General features: G+C 34.8%; 23 protein-coding genes and 2 pseudogenes. 22 read left to right on the forward strand and 3 right to left on the reverse strand.

The window, feature by feature from the left end:
* The first annotated feature begins 10 nt into the window (after positions 1–10).
* The 14 genes from AVFI_RS17825 (at position 11) to AVFI_RS17890 (ending at position 9,242) form a co-directional block, all read left to right on the forward strand.
* Complete coding sequence (locus AVFI_RS17825; RefSeq protein ID WP_188863928.1) at positions 11–460, forward strand: hypothetical protein; 450 nt, start codon at positions 11–13, stop codon at positions 458–460.
* 145 nt (positions 461–605) lie between these two features.
* A complete protein-coding gene (locus AVFI_RS17830; RefSeq protein WP_188863929.1) occupies positions 606–1,760 on the forward strand; it encodes an HNH endonuclease in 1,155 nt (384 codons plus the stop codon).
* Between the two features lie 157 nt (positions 1,761–1,917).
* Positions 1,918–2,604 carry a hypothetical protein gene (locus AVFI_RS17835; RefSeq protein ID WP_188863930.1) on the forward strand — a complete coding sequence of 229 codons (687 nt, stop codon included), beginning with the start codon at positions 1,918–1,920 and terminating at the stop codon, positions 2,602–2,604.
* A 230-nt stretch (positions 2,605–2,834) separates the two neighbouring features.
* Positions 2,835–3,182: a hypothetical protein gene (locus tag AVFI_RS17840; RefSeq protein WP_054776246.1), complete on the forward strand. Its 348-nt coding sequence runs from the start codon at positions 2,835–2,837 to the stop codon at positions 3,180–3,182.
* Positions 3,172–3,651: a hypothetical protein gene (locus tag AVFI_RS17845; RefSeq protein WP_054776245.1), complete on the forward strand. Its 480-nt coding sequence runs from the start codon at positions 3,172–3,174 to the stop codon at positions 3,649–3,651. Before AVFI_RS17840 ends, AVFI_RS17845 begins: the two co-directional genes overlap by 11 nt.
* A 156-nt stretch (positions 3,652–3,807) precedes the next feature.
* The gene (locus AVFI_RS17850) at positions 3,808–5,049 is read left to right on the forward strand and encodes a hypothetical protein (RefSeq protein WP_188863931.1); all 1,242 of its coding nucleotides are present in this window, start codon (positions 3,808–3,810) and stop codon (positions 5,047–5,049) included.
* 140 nt (positions 5,050–5,189) lie between these two features.
* Positions 5,190–5,681, forward strand: coding sequence for a peptidase T (locus AVFI_RS17855; RefSeq protein ID WP_188863932.1), 492 nt, complete (start codon positions 5,190–5,192; stop codon positions 5,679–5,681).
* Between the two features lie 232 nt (positions 5,682–5,913).
* Positions 5,914–6,264 (forward strand): cupin domain-containing protein, encoded by a 351-nt coding sequence (locus AVFI_RS17860; RefSeq protein WP_054776241.1) that lies wholly within the window; start codon positions 5,914–5,916, stop codon positions 6,262–6,264.
* A gap of 181 nt (positions 6,265–6,445) precedes the next feature.
* Positions 6,446–6,877 (forward strand): hypothetical protein, encoded by a 432-nt coding sequence (locus AVFI_RS17865; RefSeq protein ID WP_054776240.1) that lies wholly within the window; start codon positions 6,446–6,448, stop codon positions 6,875–6,877.
* Positions 6,874–7,305: a hypothetical protein gene (locus AVFI_RS17870; protein ID WP_188863933.1), complete on the forward strand. Its 432-nt coding sequence runs from the start codon at positions 6,874–6,876 to the stop codon at positions 7,303–7,305. The genes AVFI_RS17865 and AVFI_RS17870 overlap by 4 nt, the downstream gene beginning before the upstream one ends.
* A 188-nt stretch (positions 7,306–7,493) precedes the next feature.
* The gene (locus tag AVFI_RS17875; protein WP_012551865.1) at positions 7,494–7,748 is read left to right on the forward strand and encodes a type II toxin-antitoxin system Phd/YefM family antitoxin; all 255 of its coding nucleotides are present in this window, start codon (positions 7,494–7,496) and stop codon (positions 7,746–7,748) included.
* Complete coding sequence (locus tag AVFI_RS17880; RefSeq protein ID WP_188863934.1) at positions 7,739–8,053, forward strand: type II toxin-antitoxin system RelE/ParE family toxin; 315 nt, start codon at positions 7,739–7,741, stop codon at positions 8,051–8,053. The genes AVFI_RS17875 and AVFI_RS17880 overlap by 10 nt, the downstream gene beginning before the upstream one ends.
* A 196-nt stretch (positions 8,054–8,249) precedes the next feature.
* Positions 8,250–8,660, forward strand: coding sequence for a VOC family protein (locus tag AVFI_RS17885; RefSeq protein ID WP_188863935.1), 411 nt, complete (start codon positions 8,250–8,252; stop codon positions 8,658–8,660).
* Positions 8,661–8,810: 150 nt separating this feature from the next.
* Complete coding sequence (locus AVFI_RS17890) at positions 8,811–9,242, forward strand: hypothetical protein (RefSeq protein ID WP_054776238.1); 432 nt, start codon at positions 8,811–8,813, stop codon at positions 9,240–9,242.
* Between the two features lie 115 nt (positions 9,243–9,357).
* Here the strand turns inward: AVFI_RS17890 and AVFI_RS17895 are convergent, their stop codons facing one another.
* Both AVFI_RS17895 and AVFI_RS17900 read right to left on the reverse strand, forming a co-directional pair.
* Positions 9,358–9,657 carry a type II toxin-antitoxin system RelE/ParE family toxin gene (locus tag AVFI_RS17895; protein WP_017019248.1) on the reverse strand — a complete coding sequence of 100 codons (300 nt, stop codon included), beginning with the start codon at positions 9,655–9,657 and terminating at the stop codon, positions 9,358–9,360.
* Positions 9,654–9,896, reverse strand: a complete 243-nt coding sequence (locus AVFI_RS17900) for a type II toxin-antitoxin system ParD family antitoxin (RefSeq protein ID WP_054776237.1) — start codon at positions 9,894–9,896, stop codon at positions 9,654–9,656. Before AVFI_RS17900 ends, AVFI_RS17895 begins: the two co-directional genes overlap by 4 nt.
* Positions 9,897–10,111: 215 nt before the next feature.
* On the opposite strand from AVFI_RS17900, the pseudogene AVFI_RS17905 reads away from it, so the two are divergent.
* A pseudogene (locus tag AVFI_RS17905) lies at positions 10,112–10,426 on the forward strand (GNAT family N-acetyltransferase); the annotation flags it as partial.
* A 35-nt stretch (positions 10,427–10,461) separates the two neighbouring features.
* Here the strand turns inward: AVFI_RS17905 and AVFI_RS17910 are convergent.
* Positions 10,462–11,586 (reverse strand): ISAs1 family transposase, encoded by a 1,125-nt coding sequence (locus AVFI_RS17910; protein ID WP_188864016.1) that lies wholly within the window; start codon positions 11,584–11,586, stop codon positions 10,462–10,464.
* A 127-nt stretch (positions 11,587–11,713) separates the two neighbouring features.
* On the opposite strand from AVFI_RS17910, the pseudogene AVFI_RS17915 reads away from it, so the two are divergent.
* From AVFI_RS17915 to AVFI_RS17945, 7 genes and pseudogenes are all read left to right on the forward strand, one after another.
* Positions 11,714–11,881: pseudogene (locus tag AVFI_RS17915) on the forward strand (GNAT family N-acetyltransferase); the annotation flags it as partial.
* A 144-nt stretch (positions 11,882–12,025) separates the two neighbouring features.
* Complete coding sequence (locus AVFI_RS17920; protein ID WP_069582294.1) at positions 12,026–12,889, forward strand: hypothetical protein; 864 nt, start codon at positions 12,026–12,028, stop codon at positions 12,887–12,889.
* A 145-nt stretch (positions 12,890–13,034) separates the two neighbouring features.
* On the forward strand, positions 13,035–13,889 hold the full coding sequence (locus AVFI_RS17925; protein WP_054776367.1) for a hypothetical protein: 855 nt from the start codon (positions 13,035–13,037) through the stop codon (positions 13,887–13,889).
* A 173-nt stretch (positions 13,890–14,062) separates the two neighbouring features.
* Positions 14,063–14,506: a GNAT family N-acetyltransferase gene (locus AVFI_RS17930; RefSeq protein ID WP_252653959.1), complete on the forward strand. Its 444-nt coding sequence runs from the start codon at positions 14,063–14,065 to the stop codon at positions 14,504–14,506.
* A gap of 714 nt (positions 14,507–15,220) precedes the next feature.
* Entirely contained in the window at positions 15,221–16,063 is an 843-nt protein-coding gene (locus AVFI_RS17935; protein WP_188864018.1) for a hypothetical protein, read from the forward strand.
* A 707-nt stretch (positions 16,064–16,770) separates the two neighbouring features.
* Entirely contained in the window at positions 16,771–17,490 is a 720-nt protein-coding gene (locus tag AVFI_RS17940; protein ID WP_188864014.1) for an AbiU2 domain-containing protein, read from the forward strand.
* Between the two features lie 144 nt (positions 17,491–17,634).
* Complete coding sequence (locus AVFI_RS17945; RefSeq protein WP_199414934.1) at positions 17,635–18,150, forward strand: ClbS/DfsB family four-helix bundle protein; 516 nt, start codon at positions 17,635–17,637, stop codon at positions 18,148–18,150.
* The last annotated feature ends 313 nt before the right edge of the window (positions 18,151–18,463 follow it).

Below are 18,463 nucleotides of genomic sequence, written 5' to 3' on the forward strand. Positions count from 1 at the left end.
TGCAGGCGTTATGAGTAAAATGGAGAAATGTATAAAAATGACAATAGTTTCAGATTTGAAAAGTATAGATGGATTATTCACAACAACATTATTGGTTCTTTTTTTATCGGTAATTGCTCCTGGTGTTCTAATTATTTACCTTTTTCTTCCCGAACTTTTTCTTGAATTAGATGGGATTAAATTTGTATTGCTTGCTTCGTCATTATCGTTACCTGTGTTTATATTAAATTGTGTATTCATGCCCGCAGTTATGGGTTATGGCAAAGATGATAATTATGACTTTCAGCATGTTGGTGTATTGAGTGGGATTTTTTCTTCGACGATACTTTATGGATGCCTAATCGCTGCATATATATTTGCTTTAAAGTTTAGTTTGTTTTTGGGCATTATTGTAATAATAGAAGTGTTATGGCTCTCATTTTGTTCCGTTTTAATGTACAGAAAAGGACTGAAGTTGTAATTTACTCATAACAAATGCATCAACACGATTTACTACACTCGGCATCTCAGGTTGTCGGGTGTTTATCGTTTTAGGGCGTCAATTTTAAGTATTATTGCATAGTAGTAAACGTGTTATGCAGGCGTTATATTTTTTTCGAGGTTTTATGAAAACTTGTATTTATTGTCGACAGAAAAAAGAAATTAAGAAGTTTAGTTTAGAGCATGTTATTCCGCAATTTTTAGGTGGCTCGCAAGCTCCAGATAGTTTAAAAACTAGAGATGTCTGTATCGATTGTAATAGCAACCTTGGGCTGTTTGTAGATGCCGCATTTGAAAAAGATTTTATGGTTTTTAATCAACTGAGTGAAGTCGCATATTCATTGTTCGATCCAAAGCTAACTAATGGTTTACCTTTTCGATGTATGGGAATTTGTGATCTTTCCCCACCAGATATGAAAGCTGATGAGGTTTGTGAATATTGGTTAGGGCCTTTAGGCGAACAAGTTTTTTGGGTTCGACCACATGATGATCAGAAATACTGGTATACAGGGGGAAATCCTAGAACTGTAAAGAAAATACGCTCTAAAGCGTACTTTATGTTTTCGAATCGCACTTTAAAAGCTCCTGAAATATCATGGAATGCATTTAAGGACGTATTTATCGGTAAAAAAGTAGATAAAATAATGTGTACAATTGTTGATGGTGCAGATCCTAAAACTATAGAGTTTTCTGAACCCAACGAGTTAGATTTAAAACGGATTAGTTATTTTCAATCAAATTGTTCAAATGGACAAGAGCGTAAGAATAAAGTTTCAATGTATATTGATTTCGATATACGTTTTTTGGCTAAACTAGCAATTGGGCTTTCTTATGTTTATTTTGGAAAAGATGCGATTGTTGGTTCTGCTGCTGAGGAACTATATAAAGCTTTGTGGTTTAAGCCTAATGATGAAAAACCAAAGATAAAAGGGGCAGGTGCTTATAATCAAAATGATACTTTTTTAAAGCAAGAATGTGGCGTGGATTTTGGTACAACAATTTCGTTAATTCCCACTAATGGGCACATTGCGTTGAATCTTAATATAAATAGGAAGTTAAATTGGTTGATAAGTTGTACCGAAAGTGAGCGTGTTAGCCCGGATCTAGTTGATTCATTAGGTTTTGGTAAGTGTTTTATATTAGTAAAGCCACTAAATAAAGTGATAGAACTTAGTTTAGGAGAGCTTTTAGCCTTTAATGATGGTGCAGTGTTCAATTCTGAACTCGAAGAAATTAAGAATAAAGTTAATGCGCATCGTGGTTTCTTTGCCAATTTATAAAAATATAACAAATGCATCAACACGATTTGCTACACTCGGCGTTGTCAGTTTGTCTTTAGTTTCAGTGATTAAGGCAGTAAAATTCAGCTAGATCTGTATCGTAGCAAACGTGTTATGCAGGCGTTATATTTATTCAGGTGATAATTGAGATGTTGAAATGAAAAATGATAAGTATGAATTTTTATACAACTATGCCCGTTCTTCATTTGATGATGAATTACAACGATTTAAAAATATCGAAGATAAAGCAAGTAAGTATATAAGCTTATTTTCTATTTTAATTGTCGGGTTCACTGCTTTGATTCGATTTTCTGGTTCATCGTTACTGGAACCAAAAAATATCATAGATTGGGTAACGATCGCAGCTGTATTGATTACATATATTTCTTTTATATCATCATGGAGTCTGTTATTCCGAGCTTTAAAATTTACAGATATGCCAAGACTCCCGCTAGATGATGAATTCTTACTTGATTATAAAGCTAAAAGTTTACCTACAAATCAATATGGATTAACGGTTACTTGTAAAGAAGCTTTACTCTTAGCTAGAGAAGCAAATACAAGAAAATCACAGTTTCTAATTAAAGCTCATAGTGAAATATCCATATCAGTATGGCTTTTATCAATATCGTTAGTATTTCTAGCGGTGTCAACATTAATCAAAGAGGATATAAATATGCCAGAAAATAACAGTGAACAGCAAGCTACACAGACTCAACAACAAAGTACTCAACCTGAGCCTGATTTTGATGCCACTCCGCCACGGGTTGTAATGGTTCTAGATCATGCTATTCCTGAGTCAAATAAAGGAAGTGAAACTTTAAACGAATCTAAAAAGTCATAAATATAACAAATGCATCAACACGATTTATTACACTCGGCGTTCTGGGTTTGCCTTTAGTTTTGTGATTAAGGCGGTTAATTCAGGTTGATTTGCATAGTAATAAACGTGTTATGCCAGCGTTATGTAACAAAAGGTAATGGTCAAAATCACTGTAATTTCAGTTATTTTGACATCTATTGATGCCTATTAATTTGGTATAGAATAAAACGTATCAAATGATGGAGGGTATCATGGCCAAGCAAGAGTATTGTTCAATCAAAGGATTTGAACCAAGTAATAGAACAAAAGAATATATCGAACAAATGGAGCACATTACTGATATGTCTTCGGTGTTGGAGAAGATCCTGTTTGCTATTCCTTTCTTCCAAATTTTTGCAGGTAGAGATTCTTACAAAGGAGTAGCTTTAGCATCTGCTTCTTATAATGTTTCAACGTATGATTGGCAGTTGTATGAAAGTGCAGTAAAAGCGATTGCTCCAATTGAAAGAGAACGCTTAGAAAATGTTGCTATGAGAGCAATGTTAGACACAAGTGGTGAGGAACGTAAATTTTGGGAGTGTGTATACAATGCATTATAAAGCTATATTATTAATTGTTAGTTGTATATTTTCGTCTTCTGTCTTATCTGAAAGTTGGGCTGAATTTTTAAAAAAAGATCTTAGCTATAAGTACCAAGCTTTAAATGTAAAAGTAGATGCTTGCAGTAAGCAGCGTGAAAGCTTTGTATTAAAACCAATAAAAAGTAATTGGTTTGGTACTTTGACAGATCAACAAAAGAAAGATGTTATTTTATTTGCAAGTGATTATGCGAGTAAGCAATGTTATAAATTGGAAGAATTAAGTTTTTCAAACGCTCTTTTACGTTATACCGCAGAGACCGGAGATAAAGAGCTTTTGGATAATTGGCTTGGTTTAAATAAATCTAATAAATATACAATTGAAGGCGTGGACTCTGTTGGTGCTGAAAATGTAATTGAATTTATAAATCAAGAGTTCACACAACCATTTCAGCCAATTGAGCTTATTAAGTATTTAAAGTTATATTAACAAAATTGGAAAGTTACATAACAATTGCATCAACACGATTTACTACACTCGGCATCTCAGGTTGTCGGGTGTTTCTCGTTTTAAGGCGTCAATTTCAAGTATGATTGTATAGTAGTAAACGTGTTATGCAGGCGTTATAAATTAAAGGGTATTATTGTGGCAATAAAAATAAGATGTCAATTATCAAAAACGAAAGGCTTATCTAAGATCCTTTACTTTTATGGATTAGACTATAGTGTCGTTGTTCATCCAACCATTCATGGTGAACCGATTTTAACCTCTCAAGCTTTTTATTATTTAGAGCATTTAGAATGTGTTGCTGAAGTTAGATTTGAAAATCATTCTGATCGAATGAGTGATCGAGAAATAGAGTATTTATTAGATAATTATCTGTTCGTTTATAGCACGACTGATGATAGTAGTAGAATTTCTACAAAAGTAACGGATATGAAATATGTAGTATCAAATAATCATATGTATTCATACTATGATCAAGGTTGTACAGAAGCTTTGATTCTTGATAAAGCAAATGATGAATCGGTTATTGATATAGAGACTATTGATTCTGATGATAATACTGACTTTAGTCATTGGTGTTTAATTGAAAACTATTCTGAATCAATAATAGATGATTATGTTAGTCAAATGGCTAAACTAATTGATAAAAAAGCCATAGTAAAGGTTTTACCCGATGAAGATCGTGATGGATATTTTGGGAAAATAAAGTTAATTGAATGTAGAGATGGTCTACTTGATTATTATCAAGCTCAAAAATTAGATTACTCAATCACGCCAAGAGATATTAAGCCTAATCAAGAATATTTCACATTAGATAGTAGCTATAAGCATACTTCTGAATTGGTTATTCCAGTTGAGACGATAAAAAGTACAGCGTTATATAATCCATTACTATTATCGTATTATTTTTCCGGCTTAAAAGAGAGCAATCCTTTACAGGGTTTTGTTGGTTTTTATAATGTTCTTGAATATTATTTTGAAGAAGCACCTTTATTGTTAAGTAAAAAAGCTAACATTGAAAGAGAACAACTAAAATGTGTGGTTGAATTAATATCAAATGAAAGTGAAATCTATGACTTTATATCTAAACAAGAGGGGGGATATAAAGTTCAGTTAACAAAATGCATAAAATCATCGTCTAGTGTTTCAATTAATGGTTTTGATTCTGATGATAAAGATAATTTAATCACAAATGTTGCAAATTGGTTGTACTCAATAAGGTGTGCTGTTGTTCATTCAAAAAAAACTCGGAAAGGCAAAACGACTGCAATATTTGAACCTTATACGCCTGAATCAGATAATTTAAGCTTAGCAATTCCTTTAATTAAGTGGCTATCAATTCAGTGTATCTTCAAAGATAATCAACTTAGTAAAGTTTAATTTATAACAAATGCATCAACACGATTTGCTACATTCGGCATTCTAGATTTCTTTGGGTTTACCGCATTAAGTGGTAAATTTGGGCTTAATCTGCATGGTAGCAAACGTGTTATGCAGGCGTTATGCCTTTTGAGGGAATTATGAGTAAATATGAGATTATTTCCACAATAGTTGCGTTAATGAGTATTGGAGTCAATATTTATCAATTTCGACAAAGAAAGCCGAAATTAAAAATACGTATAAATCGAGGTGTTGAAATAAATAAGGATGGTGTTGGTACTTATTTGTGTGCTCGGATTTTTATTTCTAACTCTGGCAGCGAAACTGCATATTATAGTGGAATTGAAGGTATAGATGATCGTGGAGAGTTATTTTATCCTAGTTGTTCTTTGGGTATCCCAAATGAAATTGCTCCTAATGATTCAATTGTTGGCACGATAACAAATGGGCATTTACTTTGTTCAGGCACTAAAAAATTATTTGTAATTGATGGGACATTGAATAAACATAAAGTATCAAATCGTGCATTGAAGAAAGTAATTAAAGATTTGAAACAGGAACGGATTAGGTTAGAAAGTTTAGGATATGAAGTTCACCCAAATAGTTCGTGGGCAAAATCAGAACAGGCATAACAAATGCATCAACACGATTTACTACATTCGGCGTTGTAGGTTTGTCTTTGGTTTTTGTGTTTATGGCGGTAAAATTCAGCTTGATCTGCATAGTAGTAAACGTGTTATGCAGGCGTTATGGTAATTTTTGTGACATTTTCTGTGTGGTTTTGGTAGAGCGTAAACTGTTTTTAATTTAACCTCTTAGCGGTAAGAAATATTATTAATTGGACAAGAATAGAAAGGGATAGCAATGATTCGTAATTTCTACAACTGTGATAAAGAAGTTGATAACAATAGCCATGATGGTGTTGGCTCTATTGATATTTACCGTGCCTTTAGACGTAAAGATTTTGATGGTGCTTGGGACTTTGCTATTCGTGTCATTATGCCGCCAGGTAGTTCAATGGGGGAGCATTCTCACGAAGATGATGAAGAAATGTATATAATCCTCAAAGGTGAAGGCTCAATGATTATTGAGGGTGAAACTAAACGAGTTATTGCTGGCGATATGATTGTGAATAAACGTTTTGGTACTCATGGCTTATTAAATAATTCTGCCGAAGACATTGAATTGCTAATCATCCAAGCAAGTTTAAAGTAATTGTTATATTGCTCATTTCAGTTAGGTGCAAGACAATCACCATAACAATCGCATCAACACGATTTGCTACATTCGGCGTTGTCAGTTTGCCTTTAGTTTCAGTGATTAAGGCGTTAAAATTCAGCTAAGTCTGTATAATAGCAAACGTGTTATGCAGGCGTTATGATTCTATGAGGAAGACATGAATAATTTGGATAAAACATCAACATATCATGGCACGTCCGATGAATATGCGGACGATCTTTTACAAGGGAATGTAAGTGTAAACCTTGGCGGTGGAGAACTTGGGCAAGGATTTTATTTGGGTACTGCTCTTTATGCAGCTAAGGCTTGGGCTGTCCAAATGCATGGGTGTGAAACTGTTGTAGAGTTCCAGATTGACGATAATGATTTCTGGGATTTCGACATATTAAGTTTGACTGCTGCAGAGGCAGCAGATCAACGAGGGCTGATTCGACATCTGAATCAAACACGCACATTTAAGTTTTCTAAGGATGTCGTATGGTCTCCAATTATTGGTGGACCTAAAGTATATTCAGATCAGCACAAATGGGAGTCAAAAAAAGGTGAGAGCTACCTGAATGGGAACAAAGTTATAAGGCTAAAGAGATGAATAATACTGTTTTCTATTTAAGCTATTTCCTTGAGTCAAATGGCTTTTTGTTTCCTCAAGAGTTACCAAAAAATTACTATGCTCCAGGTTTGTTTTTGATTGAGCCGTCAGATAATGGTGAGTATGCTTATAGTTATTCATTTGATGCAATGGATAACGGTCAGCGTGTCTCATTGCAATTAGTCAGAGCAGATGAAGGAGACCCTTATTCAACTCTTTATGTTGTAAGAACACAGCATTATGGCTCATTTTGGTTCAATATTGTGCGTATAAACCCTTCAGTTAAATATGTCGGCAATTATAACGAGTTAAATGATCACAACAGTTTTAGCCTTGTAGAGACAGTTAATTCTGACAAGTTAGAGAGAACTTGTAAGAAATATAATTTTTATTTTATAGGTAGTACGTTGCGAGAAAACGAATCATAACAATCGCATCAACACGATTTGCTACATTCGGCATTCTAGGTTTCTTTGGTTTTACCGTATCAAGTGGTAAATTTGAGCCTAATCTGCATAGTAGCAAACGTGTTATGCAGGCGTTAAATGAACTGTCTCAATGGATAATTAAGTGATACAATAGTGATACTTTGTTCTTTCGATAATGGAAACTGAATATGAAAGTTGAATTAGTCACTACATTAAAACGTCAAGCAACCAAGATTCTTTCTGAACTTCATGCTTCAAAAGAACCAGTGTTAATTACAGAGCACGGTCAACCGTCGGCTTATTTGTTAGATGTTGATGATTACGAGTTTATGCAAAAACGAATTGCTATTCTTGAAGGTATTGCTCGCGGTGAAAAAGCAATTTCAGATAATCGTGTAGTTTCTCATGAAGTCGCAAAAGAGAAGATGAATAAATGGCTGTAATTAATTGGACTGAATCAGCATTATTAGATTTGGACGAAATTGCAGAATATATCGCTATTAATAATATCTTAGCGGCTAAGGCGTTAGTTCAATCAGTTTTCCATCGTGTTGAGTGTTTAGAGGATTTTCCATTATCAGGCCGTAGTGTTCCTGAGCTTCCTCATTTAGATTATCGTGAAATTGTATTGCCGCCATGCCGTATTTTTTACAAAGTAACTAACGATGATATTGTATATATTCTTTACGTCATGAGGGAAGAGCGCGAGTTACGCCAATTTGTTCTCAATGACCGTGGTTTGCAGTAAGAGTTCATTTAACAATCGCATCAACACGATTTGCTACACTCGGCGTTGTCGGTTTGCCTTTAGTTTCAGTGATTAAGGCAGTAAAATTCAGCTAAGTCTGTATCGTAGCAAACGTGTTATGCAGGCGTTATATGCAAAAATGAGTTTATGAGCTAAATAGGGTAGAATTCCATTTTTGAACTATAGTGAGCCATAAATGAATAAGTCTATCGAACAAAGAATTGGTAATATTGCCTTAGTTGTTGAAAACTATGATGATGCAATTGAATTTTATACCAAAAAACTACAATTTGAACTTGTCGAAGATACTGATTTAGGCGGTGGTAAACGTTGGGTTCAAATATCTCCACCTAATTCAACGGGCACAAATTTACTATTGGCTCAAGCAAGTAATGATGACCAATTAAAATCAGTTGGCAATCAAGCTGGCGGTCGTGTTTTCTTATTTCTTCAAACTAATGATTTCTGGCGTGACTATGAGTTTATGAAAGCTCAAGGTGTAGAATTTACTGAAGAGCCACGTGTTGAAGAATACGGCACAGTTGTTGTATTTAAAGACTTATACGGTACAAAATGGGACTTATTGCAGTTAAATCAAGCTGACTAAGCCTGTAGCATATAACAAATGCATCAACACGATTTGCTACATTCGGCATTCTAGGTTTCTTTGAGTTTACCGCGTTAAGTGGTAAATTTGAGCTTAATCTGCATGGTAGCAAACGTGTTATGCAGGCGTTATGTGTTTATAGGAAAAAATATGGATTTAGATCGTTACATCTCCGAATTAAAAGGTATTGTTGAAGAAATTGTCGATGAATTTGACTTTGATGAGGCACGTTTTGCTTTATTTGAACATGACTTGCAATCAGAAGGCTTTGAGAATTGGTTACAATTTAAAAGAGATAAGCTCTCAATAGTTAGAGATTTTATATCTTCAACTCCATCACAGCGTAGTAAGCTGAAAAAGTTTCAAGAAAATTATTTTTTTATTGCATTAGCAGCATACCAAGAATGTATTGGTACAATTTGGATGCTTGAATCTATGTCCAAAAGAAATCTCTTATCTGGTTTGCCGTACAGAAAATTCGCGGGACTAGCTAGTGAAACATTTTCTGAAATAGCTAACTTATCAACTGATTGTGAATTACCTTGGGGAGAGTTTTCGTTTGATGTGGAAACACACACATAACAAAGCAATCAACACGATTTATTACATTCGGCGTTGTAGGTTTGTCTTTGGGTTCGGTGTTTAAGGCAGTAAAATTCAGCTAAGTCGTCGTAGTAATAAACGTGTTATTGCGGCGTTATGCGCCAAAAATAGGGGAGATGTCCATGCTTTTGTGCAGGATTCTAATTATCTGTATTTGTTGGCTACCTGTTTGTTTGTAAAATATTACATGGCTACCTTGGGGAAATTTTCGATAACCATTCCTAATTTCATCACAGCCTTTACCTATATCTGGATTTTCCGCTAACAACCAAAAAGAATCATCAAACTGTTTAAGGTAAATATTTCGTTGCTCTTTTCCCCAACGACGAGCCGTAAATATAGCTACGTCCTTAAGATCATTTTTTGCTGAAATCGTTAATGTGAATGGCTTCATTTTGAATTTTCGCTATCAAGTTCATTAATAAATGAATCTAGATCGTAATCAGCGACCCCGCTTTCTTCTCCTTCAATAAGAGAGTTACGTAATGTATGCAATTTTGTTTCTTGTGTTTCAAGTAAACGTAATGCAGATCGAATAACCTCACTGGTTGAGCCGTATCTTCCTGATTGAATTTGTGAGCCAATAAAGCCTTCAAAATGATCACCTAAAGTAATACTTGTGTTTTTAGCCATTGCCTTAACCTTAAAATACCAAATAATATGGTGATTATGGTATAAAATTCAAATTAGTCAAGTCGCGCATAACAAAGCAATCAACACGATTTGCTACATTCGGCATTCTAGGTTTGTCTTGGGTTTTGGTGTTTAAGGCGTTAAAATTCAGCTAAGTCTGCATGGTAGCAAACGTGTTATTGCGGCGTTATGAGAATTAAGGGATAATTTTAAATATGGATATTAAAATAGATGATTTGAATGGCGGTGAAGTTGTTCAGTTATTAAAAGAACACCTGGAAGATATGTATGCAATGTCTCCTCCTGAAAGTGTGCACGCTTTAGATGTCAGCGCTCTAAAAGTACCCGAGATTACGTTCTTTAGCTGCTGGAAAGGTGAGCAGTTATTAGGTTGTGCAGCAATTAAGGAATTGGATTCAAATCATGCGGAACTGAAGTCAATGAGAACCTCTAATCATGCGCGAAAATTGGGTGTAGGTACGCTTCTTCTCAATCATGTATTAAAGGTTTCATCGGATAGGGGTTACAGGGTCCACGCATGAGTTGCTAAAATGTTAAATTACAGCTAAGTGCCAAATAATACCATCTCTCTAAAGTCTGTATTAAGTGCACATTTCAACTGCCGTTTCTTTAACGTTCCTTTTAAATCCACCAATTTTATGAAGTTCATACACATCTGGCGGATCCTAGATAAATTCTCTGCAGCATGCTGATACATTATCTTACTGTCGTCTTCTTTCATTACGCTATCCAACCACCAATGCATACTTTCTACACCCCAATGGCCTCGGCATAATTTACCAAACTCTTCTGCTGATAATTTCTTAGATGATATGAAATATCTAATACCTAAAGACCCTGAGTTACTTTTGTTATGTTTATTATAAGTCACTGCTATACATAAACTTTCTAGACCGTCCCAATCAACAGAGAAGTCTCCAAATGCTTCTGTAAATGGCACAACATAATAAGACCTAACCATTTTTCTTCCGCGCTTACCGACTTCTTCCGTTTCAAATTTATCACACTCTAAATGAACAAGTTGAGCAAAAGAAAATTTATTTAAAAACATATTACGTAAACGTTCTTGGTTACCTTTCACTGCTAATAAGTAATCACCTTTTCTATTAACAATATCTGCTGCAATTGTTCTCTGACAGCCCATTGCATCAAGACTAATAATTCTGTTTTTAACTTTAATTAGCTTTAGTATTTCAGGAATTGTCGTTATTTCATTGCTTTTGGAATCTGTTTTTAATTGGCCTAAAACCAAGCCTGTATCAACAGAATAAGCATTTACCATATGAGTTAAGCATTTGTTTTTACTATAGTCATATGTTCCTCTTAATGATTTCCCATCAATCGCTACATGAGTCGTATCTAATGATTTTTCATGCTGAATATCATTGCACCACCGTGTAAAACAAATTGAAAATTCATCGGGGTCAACCAAACTAACTATTCGAGCAATGGTATCGTGACTCGGTACTCCATGAGAGTAATCGCTAAATTTTCTAAACCACGTTAAATTCTCTTCACCAAAGGTATCTATCTCGTCCCAGGTCTTCATTCCACACAACATTGCGGTAACCACTTGGAACATGACTTCAAAGAAATTATACGTCGATTTTCTCGACTGACGTGTATCGCTTAATATGTTAAAATGGTCTTTAAACTCGTCGTAATTCATTATTTTGTCTTCTTCTGTTTTGTTAACAGTATAAGATCATTTCTAAACTTCGAATTCAAGCTATTTTAAAAAATTATATCCCGAAATATTAGAAATCACTGCGTAAATAACATGCGCGGACCCTGATAGGGGTTATAAGAAAATTAGCTTGGAAACCGGTTCACAAGAGTTCTTCAAACCAGCTCGTAATATCTATGAAAAATTTGGTTTTCAATATTGTGATCCCTTTGCTGATTACAAACCTGATCCACACAGCCAATTTATGTCGTTCACACTGGGTGAGACATTCTCATAACAAATGCATCAACACGATTTGCTACACTCGGCGTTGTCAGTTTGCCTTTAGTTTCAGTGATTAAGGCAGTAAAATTCAGTTTGGTCTGCATAGTAGCAAACGTGTTATGCAGGCGTTATACCGTTTTTAGGCTCAGGAGGGCATTTGGATATTTTTAATAATCGAGAGTTAGCTACAGCTACTCTGGTCATTGTTGTCTTCATTTGGACTTCGATAAAAAGTAAGGAAGTTCTACCGGCTATAGAGTTAGTCCTAAAATCTTTTTGTCAAAAAGCCATACTGATAACTACTGGCACTCTACTTTTATATATTTCAGTTGTCGTATATTTACTTTATAGCGTAGATGTTTGGAATGCAGGGCAACTTAAAAATACGATACTGTGGTTTGTGTTTATTGGCTTTGTTCAGCTTATGAATACGACTAAGATCACCGAACCCAAAGAGTACTTGAAAGCATCGTTAAATTCTCAAGTTAAGCTGATTGTACTAATTGAGTTCCTAGTAGCGTTTCATTCCTACGGTTTTATAACTGAATTATTTCTAGTAACGACAGCTACACTATTTGCGTGTTGTAGTGCTTTTACCGAAGGTAAACCAGAGTATAAGCAAGCACAAAAAATATCTGACTATATTTTAGCCATAATGGGAACTTTGATTTTCATCGACTCAATCTTAAATATATATAATGAGCCAGGTAAGTTTATCAGTGTTGATACATTCAGGGATTTCTTGGTTCCGATGTTGCTGTCGGTATCTTTACTACCATATGTGTATGTATTTTATTATCTTTTGGCTTACGAGAGGGCGTTTGTTATAACCCATATCTATACTGACTCTAAACAACTTCAACGGTACGCAAAAATACGATCATTTGTTGCCTTCAAAGGGAAGCCCAGCCTTATCCATAAGTGGCTGATCTACTCTTGTACTCCAGAGTTTGAGTCAAAAAAAACGATCCGAACCTCAATAGATAAATTTAAAGAGCAGCAGCGTAAATCAACGGTATAACAAATGCATCAACACGATTTGCTACATTCGGCATTCTAGGTTTCTTTGGGTTTACCGCATTAAGTGGTAAATTTAGGCTTAATCGGCATGGTAGCAAACGTGTTATGCAGGCGTTATGTTTTAGATTGGTTAGGGTAGGTAGGACATGAATAATTCGATAAAAGTGGATGTAGATATAGGTTTGGACATATTGGGTACAAAAGTTGAGTACAGGACTGGATCGTATAATTATAAGTTCATTCCGTCAATATACATAGTTATAGAGGATAAACTAGCAAAGTCAGTTATTGAAACTTTGTGGGATAGAAATGAAAGTGTTTCTGCTAAGTATATTTTTTCAGGCTCGTGGATGAATCAAGTTTCTTGCCTCTACGGTTTTTTTACATATGGTATGGAGTTGCAAGATAGTTTCAGTATACCTTCATTTGGCATTGTTGCAGTAAACGATGGAGACATTCCAGAAAAGAGTACCAATAAGCGAATAGATAGTGCAATTAAGGGCAATTTCCCTACAGACAAACAAAAGTTAATTAAAGACAAAATTTCAAAGTCAGTAATATCTTTTAATCTGGAAATCAACGATGAAAGCATCAAAGCGTTACCCGAGTACAATCATAAGAGGTGGTTTGAGGAAATTACTTTAAAGTCTATTAAAAATAGGCATCAAGAAGAAACGTTTTGTTTTTTACGTGATGAGCGCGAAATTGAAACTATGCTAGAGGTTATAGAGTTTTCAAAATCGTTACCAAATGAAGAGTTTCCTCTAACTAATGATAAGGGAAAGCTAGACTACCATCTTTATTACACAGCATTGAAAGCTTATAGACCTAAAAATACAGACCATAAAATGAACTCTATTCATTGGTATGTGCTCAGTGCGATAAAAGAGTATAACTTGTCCAAGTGGCAATTTTATACAAACGATGTAAAACAAGCAATTCTTAAGCTGTGTGACGAAAATAAAGATGCTTTTATAAGTAGTTCTTTCAACTTTGAATGACAACTAAAACATAACAAATGCATCAACACGATTTGCTACATTCGGCATTCTAGATTTCTTTTGGTTTACCGTATTAAGTGGTAAATTTGAGCTTAATCTGCATGGTAGCAAACGTGTTATGCAGGCGTTATAAGCACCGATTTATTAAGGTTATTTGAGCCAGAGGTAAAGGTTTGAAATTTTCTACGCGTTCAGCGAAAGATAGTGATTTTGAGTTCTTATTTGAACTTAAAAAGGCAGCTGAATTTGAGCCAATTAAGGCTGTATTTGGTTGGGACGATAAAATCCAACATGAAATGCATCAAGATGAATGGGATGAAGAAAAGCCAACCATTATTGAAATATCAGGTGACGCAGTAGGTAGCTATTTGCTTCAAAACAAAGGTGATCATTTCTATTTTTGCCGTTTCTTTTTATTACCAAGTTTCCACGGAAAAGGCATAGGAAGTCAGATTTTAAGTCAATGTTTAGAGTTTGCTGATAGTGAAAATAAACCAGTGAAATTGTGTTATTTGCAAGGTAATCGGGTAGGCGGTTTATATCGTAAATTTGGTTTCCAAGTAACATCCGAAGATGCTCAATTTGTTCATATGAACCGTGTGAGAATGTGCTTATAACAAATGCATCAACACGATTTGCTACATTCGGCATTCTAGGTTTCTTTGAGTTTACCGTATTAAGTGGTAAATTTGAGCTTAATCTGCATGGTAGCAAACGTGTTATGCAGGCGTTGTGCGTACTGAGTCCGAAATTTTTTGCACGGTTCATCAATAGATCCGAGACTTTCGTAGTTTCGGCTTAGTAAGCGTGAATTTCTTCTTTGTTGCCTTTTGGTTTCCGTTTCATCAAGTTCGGCAAATTAGCCCTTATTTCCCTAAGTTCAGGCGTTTCAGAGGCATTTTTACGCTTCAATGGTTCTTTGGTGTTGCCTCATTTTAGCCTGCATCCGTGTTTTCCTCGCCACATTTTTAATCCCAATTGTGGTTAGGATATTTGGTTTATCAGTTCCAAATCTGCTGAAACTAAGCCGTACAAATGGTGTAAGAAATGTATCTGTTTTCCATTTACTTCATCTCGCAATTTAAGAACATTTTGTTCGCTTAATCGGTATCGGTAAATTAGAATCAGGGCTTAGAAAATGTTGGCCAGGCAGTTCTTTACCAAGTAGGCCAAGTCAAAAGTAAGCACGCACAACAATCGCATCAACACGATTTATTACACTCGGCGTTCTGGGTTTGCCTTGGGTTTTGTGATTAAGGCGGTAAAATTCAAGTTGTTTGGCATAGTAATAAACGTGTTATGCAAGCGTTAAAAGTAAAAAGGATTATTTCATGTTGATCATAATTTCGGTATTTGTAAATTTAGTATTTCTCGTTACATTATTAGCTTTTCAAGTCGATTTGGGTGCATTTTTTGGAGTTCAAACCAATCCAACGACGATTTCATTACTTAAAGATTTGGTTATGCCAATTAGCACTGCATTTTTTGGTGCTGCTTTAGGTGCGTATCTAGCGTATAAATTTTCTATTCGTCAAATGCTTAAAATTGAAAGTAAAAAAGATCATTCAATATTACTCAATAGCTTTTATGTAATGAGTGCACAAATTAATGAATTGCTTGATTATAAAGTATGTATTTTAAAGCCGAATTATAATGAAAAACTTCGAGCTACAGCGATCATGTGGTGCTTAGATAGTGGAATAATGAAGGAATTAGTTAATAGTGAGGTTGGTTATGTTTTAGCTAAATATAAAGAGTTACCTGTTTATAAAGCCATGGCTAAGGGCCAGAATTCATATCAAAAATCAATTTCTTTGATCCAACGTAGAAACGAACTTTACGATAGTTATAGAACTAGTCTCGATAAGAAAGTTAAGATGGGCAATAATATAGGTATACATTTAATTGTTGAACATTTTGGTTATAATAACCTATGCAGATTGTATGATACTACTGAGAAAATGATTGAAAGCGTAGACGAGACAATTATTAATTTAAACAAATCATTAGATTGTATAGCTCAAACTATGAATAAACATTTTCCTGATGATGAATATACTAACTTAGAATCATTTACTAAATCTGGGTACGAAGATATATTTGAACGTTGTCCCAAACCAATGATTTGTAATTTACAGGAATTAATGAAAATTATGGATAGTAACATTAGGTGAATTTTACTTTTAACAAATGCATCAACACGATTTGCTACATTCGGCGTTGTCGGTTTGCCTTTAGTTTCAGTGATTAAGGCAGTAAAATTCAGCTAAGTCTGTATCGTAGCAAACGTGTTATGCAGGCGTTACACGAACTAAAGATTGCAGCTTTTTGGCTCAGTTCAGCGATTGAGCCGTTAGTTTTTTAGGTGTGAAAGTAAGGTGGATTTCCTTTTTCTTTGTTGCCTTTTAGTTTTCATTTCATCTGGTTCGGCAATTGGCCATTATTGCCAAAAGTTCATGGGTTTCAGAAACTAATTCACGCTTCAATTGTTCATGGTTTTGCCTCATTTTACTCTGCATCAGTGCTTTGCTCTCAGTATTTTTAATCCCAATTGTGGCAAAGATATTTGGTTTATCAGCTCCAAACTTGCTGAAACCAATCGTCTAAATGGTGCTAGAAAAAGGATTGCTTCGTTTCGCAGTTTTTGTAGTTGAACGGTTCTTTTGTTCGCTAAATTAGCTTTTGTAATTTAGAATTGGTTTCTAAATATTATTGGTAAATCAGTTCTTTACCAATTAAAGCAAAGCGTTGACAAAGATCGTGTAACAAAGCAATCAACACGATGCTAATTACACTCGGCGTTTGTGGTTTGGAGTGTAATTGGTTTTGAAAGTCGGTCGTTCGCACGTGTTATTGCGGCGTTAGGCGAATTGAGGTTAATATGAGCGTAATTATTAAACGAATAGAAAAATGTGAAATGTTAGTATCGACTATAGTCAATACCTATTTTCTTGCAGACCAAAATAGTAAATTACTCATTCACTTACTTGGAGAATCAAAGCACCTAGATCGTTGGAAGGATTCTTATGCAGCAAGCGGAGTAAATACACTTCGTTTTTCTTTATATATGCACGTACTTTCTGAAGTTAGAGCTATTATGTTTGATTCGCATTCTAAAGTTGCGAGTGTACCAAATATAATCAAGGTACTCGATGATCTAGATTTTCGGAAGAAGTTGAAAAAATGGTTTTGCGATGTATCTAGTTGTCAGGTGTATTCAATAGGTGATTCATTATCTGAAGAATCAATTGAGTACATTCGTCAAGAAGAAGCTAAGGATAAAGAATTATACTTTGACGAACTTTTATATAAAGCTACGGAGAATTATAAAAACTTAATTTCGTCTGAGCTTGGGATAAGGGTTAATAACGCAAGAAATAAAATGATTTCTCATAAAGAGTTCCAAACCACGAAGGAAGATGGACGTAGAGTTTTTGATGCATCAGATTTTGGCTTGGTTTATTCTGATGCAGCAGACATTCTAGAGGCATCTCATGATATTATTTTCTCTTTATATTCTCTGTTTACAAAATCTCACTTTGATAGTCGAAATGAGATTAAGCATCATGAATTTGTAGCAAATGAGTTTTGGTCAAAGTAATTCGTCTAACAAATGCATCAACACGATTTGCTACACTCGGCATTGTCAGTTTGCCTTTAGTTTTAGTGATTAAGGCAGTAAAATTCAGTTAAGTCTGTATCGTAGCAAACGTGTTATGCAGGCGTTATGTGAATGGAGTCTAAAATGTCCTCAGTCCCAAAAAATAAAGATGAGTTAGTTGATGCGATTAGCTCTATTTCATCTAAATTATTAGTTGATTATCAATCTATTCCATCGGAGTTATCTCGTTATTTGGAAATTGAAGGAAACGTAAAAAATACAAAAGTTAGTGTTTGCGATACTCTTTCATATTTAATAGGTTGGGGTAAGCTGGTTCTTAAATGGTATCAGCTAAAATCAGATGGAAAGTCTGTAGATTTCCCTGAGACCGGTTATAAATGGAATCAACTAGGTGAATTAGCTCAAAGCTTCCAAGCTCATTATAAAGACTGGGATTTCGTTGATTTACAGCTTGAGTTTAAATCGACAACTAAAGAAATTTTAGATCTAATTAATAGCCTTGATAATTATGTTTTATATGAAATCCTGTGGTATGAGCAATGGACGTTAGGACGAATGATCCAATTTAATACATCGTCACCAATGAAAAATATGAGAACAAAAGTAAGACGCTTTAAAAAGGCTCATGGGATCAATTAGGCAATTCACATAACAAATGCATCAACACGATTTGCTACACTCGGCGTTGTCAGTTTGCCTTTAGTTTCAGTGATTAAGGCGTTAAAATTCAGCTAGACCTGTATGGTAGCAAACGTGTTATGCAGGCGTTGTGCGTACTGAGTCCGAAATTTTTTGCACGGTTCCTCAATGGAAACGAGACTTTTGTAAACGCTATTTAGTTATCGCAACTCCTCTTCTTTGTTGCCTTTTAGTGTTCGTTTTATCAGGTTCGGCAATTAAGTATTGTCGGCCTAAATTCATGCGTTTCAGAGGCATTTTTACGCTTCAATGG

The sequence above is a fragment of the Aliivibrio fischeri ATCC 7744 = JCM 18803 = DSM 507 genome, assembly GCF_023983475.1.
Lineage (GTDB): Bacteria > Pseudomonadota > Gammaproteobacteria > Enterobacterales > Vibrionaceae > Aliivibrio > Aliivibrio fischeri.

Coding starts and splice junctions, on each gene's coding strand:
- AVFI_RS17825 (WP_188863928.1), top strand. CDS start 11: ATGAGTAAAATGGAGAAATGTATAAAAATGACAATAGTTTCAGATTTG.
- AVFI_RS17830 (WP_188863929.1), top strand. CDS start 606: ATGAAAACTTGTATTTATTGTCGACAGAAAAAAGAAATTAAGAAGTTT.
- AVFI_RS17835 (WP_188863930.1), top strand. CDS start 1,918: ATGAAAAATGATAAGTATGAATTTTTATACAACTATGCCCGTTCTTCA.
- AVFI_RS17840 (WP_054776246.1), top strand. CDS start 2,835: ATGGCCAAGCAAGAGTATTGTTCAATCAAAGGATTTGAACCAAGTAAT.
- AVFI_RS17845 (WP_054776245.1), top strand. CDS start 3,172: ATGCATTATAAAGCTATATTATTAATTGTTAGTTGTATATTTTCGTCT.
- AVFI_RS17855 (WP_188863932.1), top strand. CDS start 5,190: ATGAGTAAATATGAGATTATTTCCACAATAGTTGCGTTAATGAGTATT.
- AVFI_RS17860 (WP_054776241.1), top strand. CDS start 5,914: ATGATTCGTAATTTCTACAACTGTGATAAAGAAGTTGATAACAATAGC.
- AVFI_RS17865 (WP_054776240.1), top strand. CDS start 6,446: ATGAATAATTTGGATAAAACATCAACATATCATGGCACGTCCGATGAA.
- AVFI_RS17870 (WP_188863933.1), top strand. CDS start 6,874: ATGAATAATACTGTTTTCTATTTAAGCTATTTCCTTGAGTCAAATGGC.
- AVFI_RS17875 (WP_012551865.1), top strand. CDS start 7,494: ATGAAAGTTGAATTAGTCACTACATTAAAACGTCAAGCAACCAAGATT.
- AVFI_RS17880 (WP_188863934.1), top strand. CDS start 7,739: ATGGCTGTAATTAATTGGACTGAATCAGCATTATTAGATTTGGACGAA.
- AVFI_RS17885 (WP_188863935.1), top strand. CDS start 8,250: ATGAATAAGTCTATCGAACAAAGAATTGGTAATATTGCCTTAGTTGTT.
- AVFI_RS17890 (WP_054776238.1), top strand. CDS start 8,811: ATGGATTTAGATCGTTACATCTCCGAATTAAAAGGTATTGTTGAAGAA.
- AVFI_RS17895 (WP_017019248.1), bottom strand. CDS start 9,657: ATGAAGCCATTCACATTAACGATTTCAGCAAAAAATGATCTTAAGGAC.
- AVFI_RS17900 (WP_054776237.1), bottom strand. CDS start 9,896: ATGGCTAAAAACACAAGTATTACTTTAGGTGATCATTTTGAAGGCTTT.
- AVFI_RS17910 (WP_188864016.1), bottom strand. CDS start 11,586: ATGAATTACGACGAGTTTAAAGACCATTTTAACATATTAAGCGATACA.
- AVFI_RS17925 (WP_054776367.1), top strand. CDS start 13,035: ATGAATAATTCGATAAAAGTGGATGTAGATATAGGTTTGGACATATTG.
- AVFI_RS17935 (WP_188864018.1), top strand. CDS start 15,221: ATGTTGATCATAATTTCGGTATTTGTAAATTTAGTATTTCTCGTTACA.
- AVFI_RS17940 (WP_188864014.1), top strand. CDS start 16,771: ATGAGCGTAATTATTAAACGAATAGAAAAATGTGAAATGTTAGTATCG.
- AVFI_RS17945 (WP_199414934.1), top strand. CDS start 17,635: ATGTCCTCAGTCCCAAAAAATAAAGATGAGTTAGTTGATGCGATTAGC.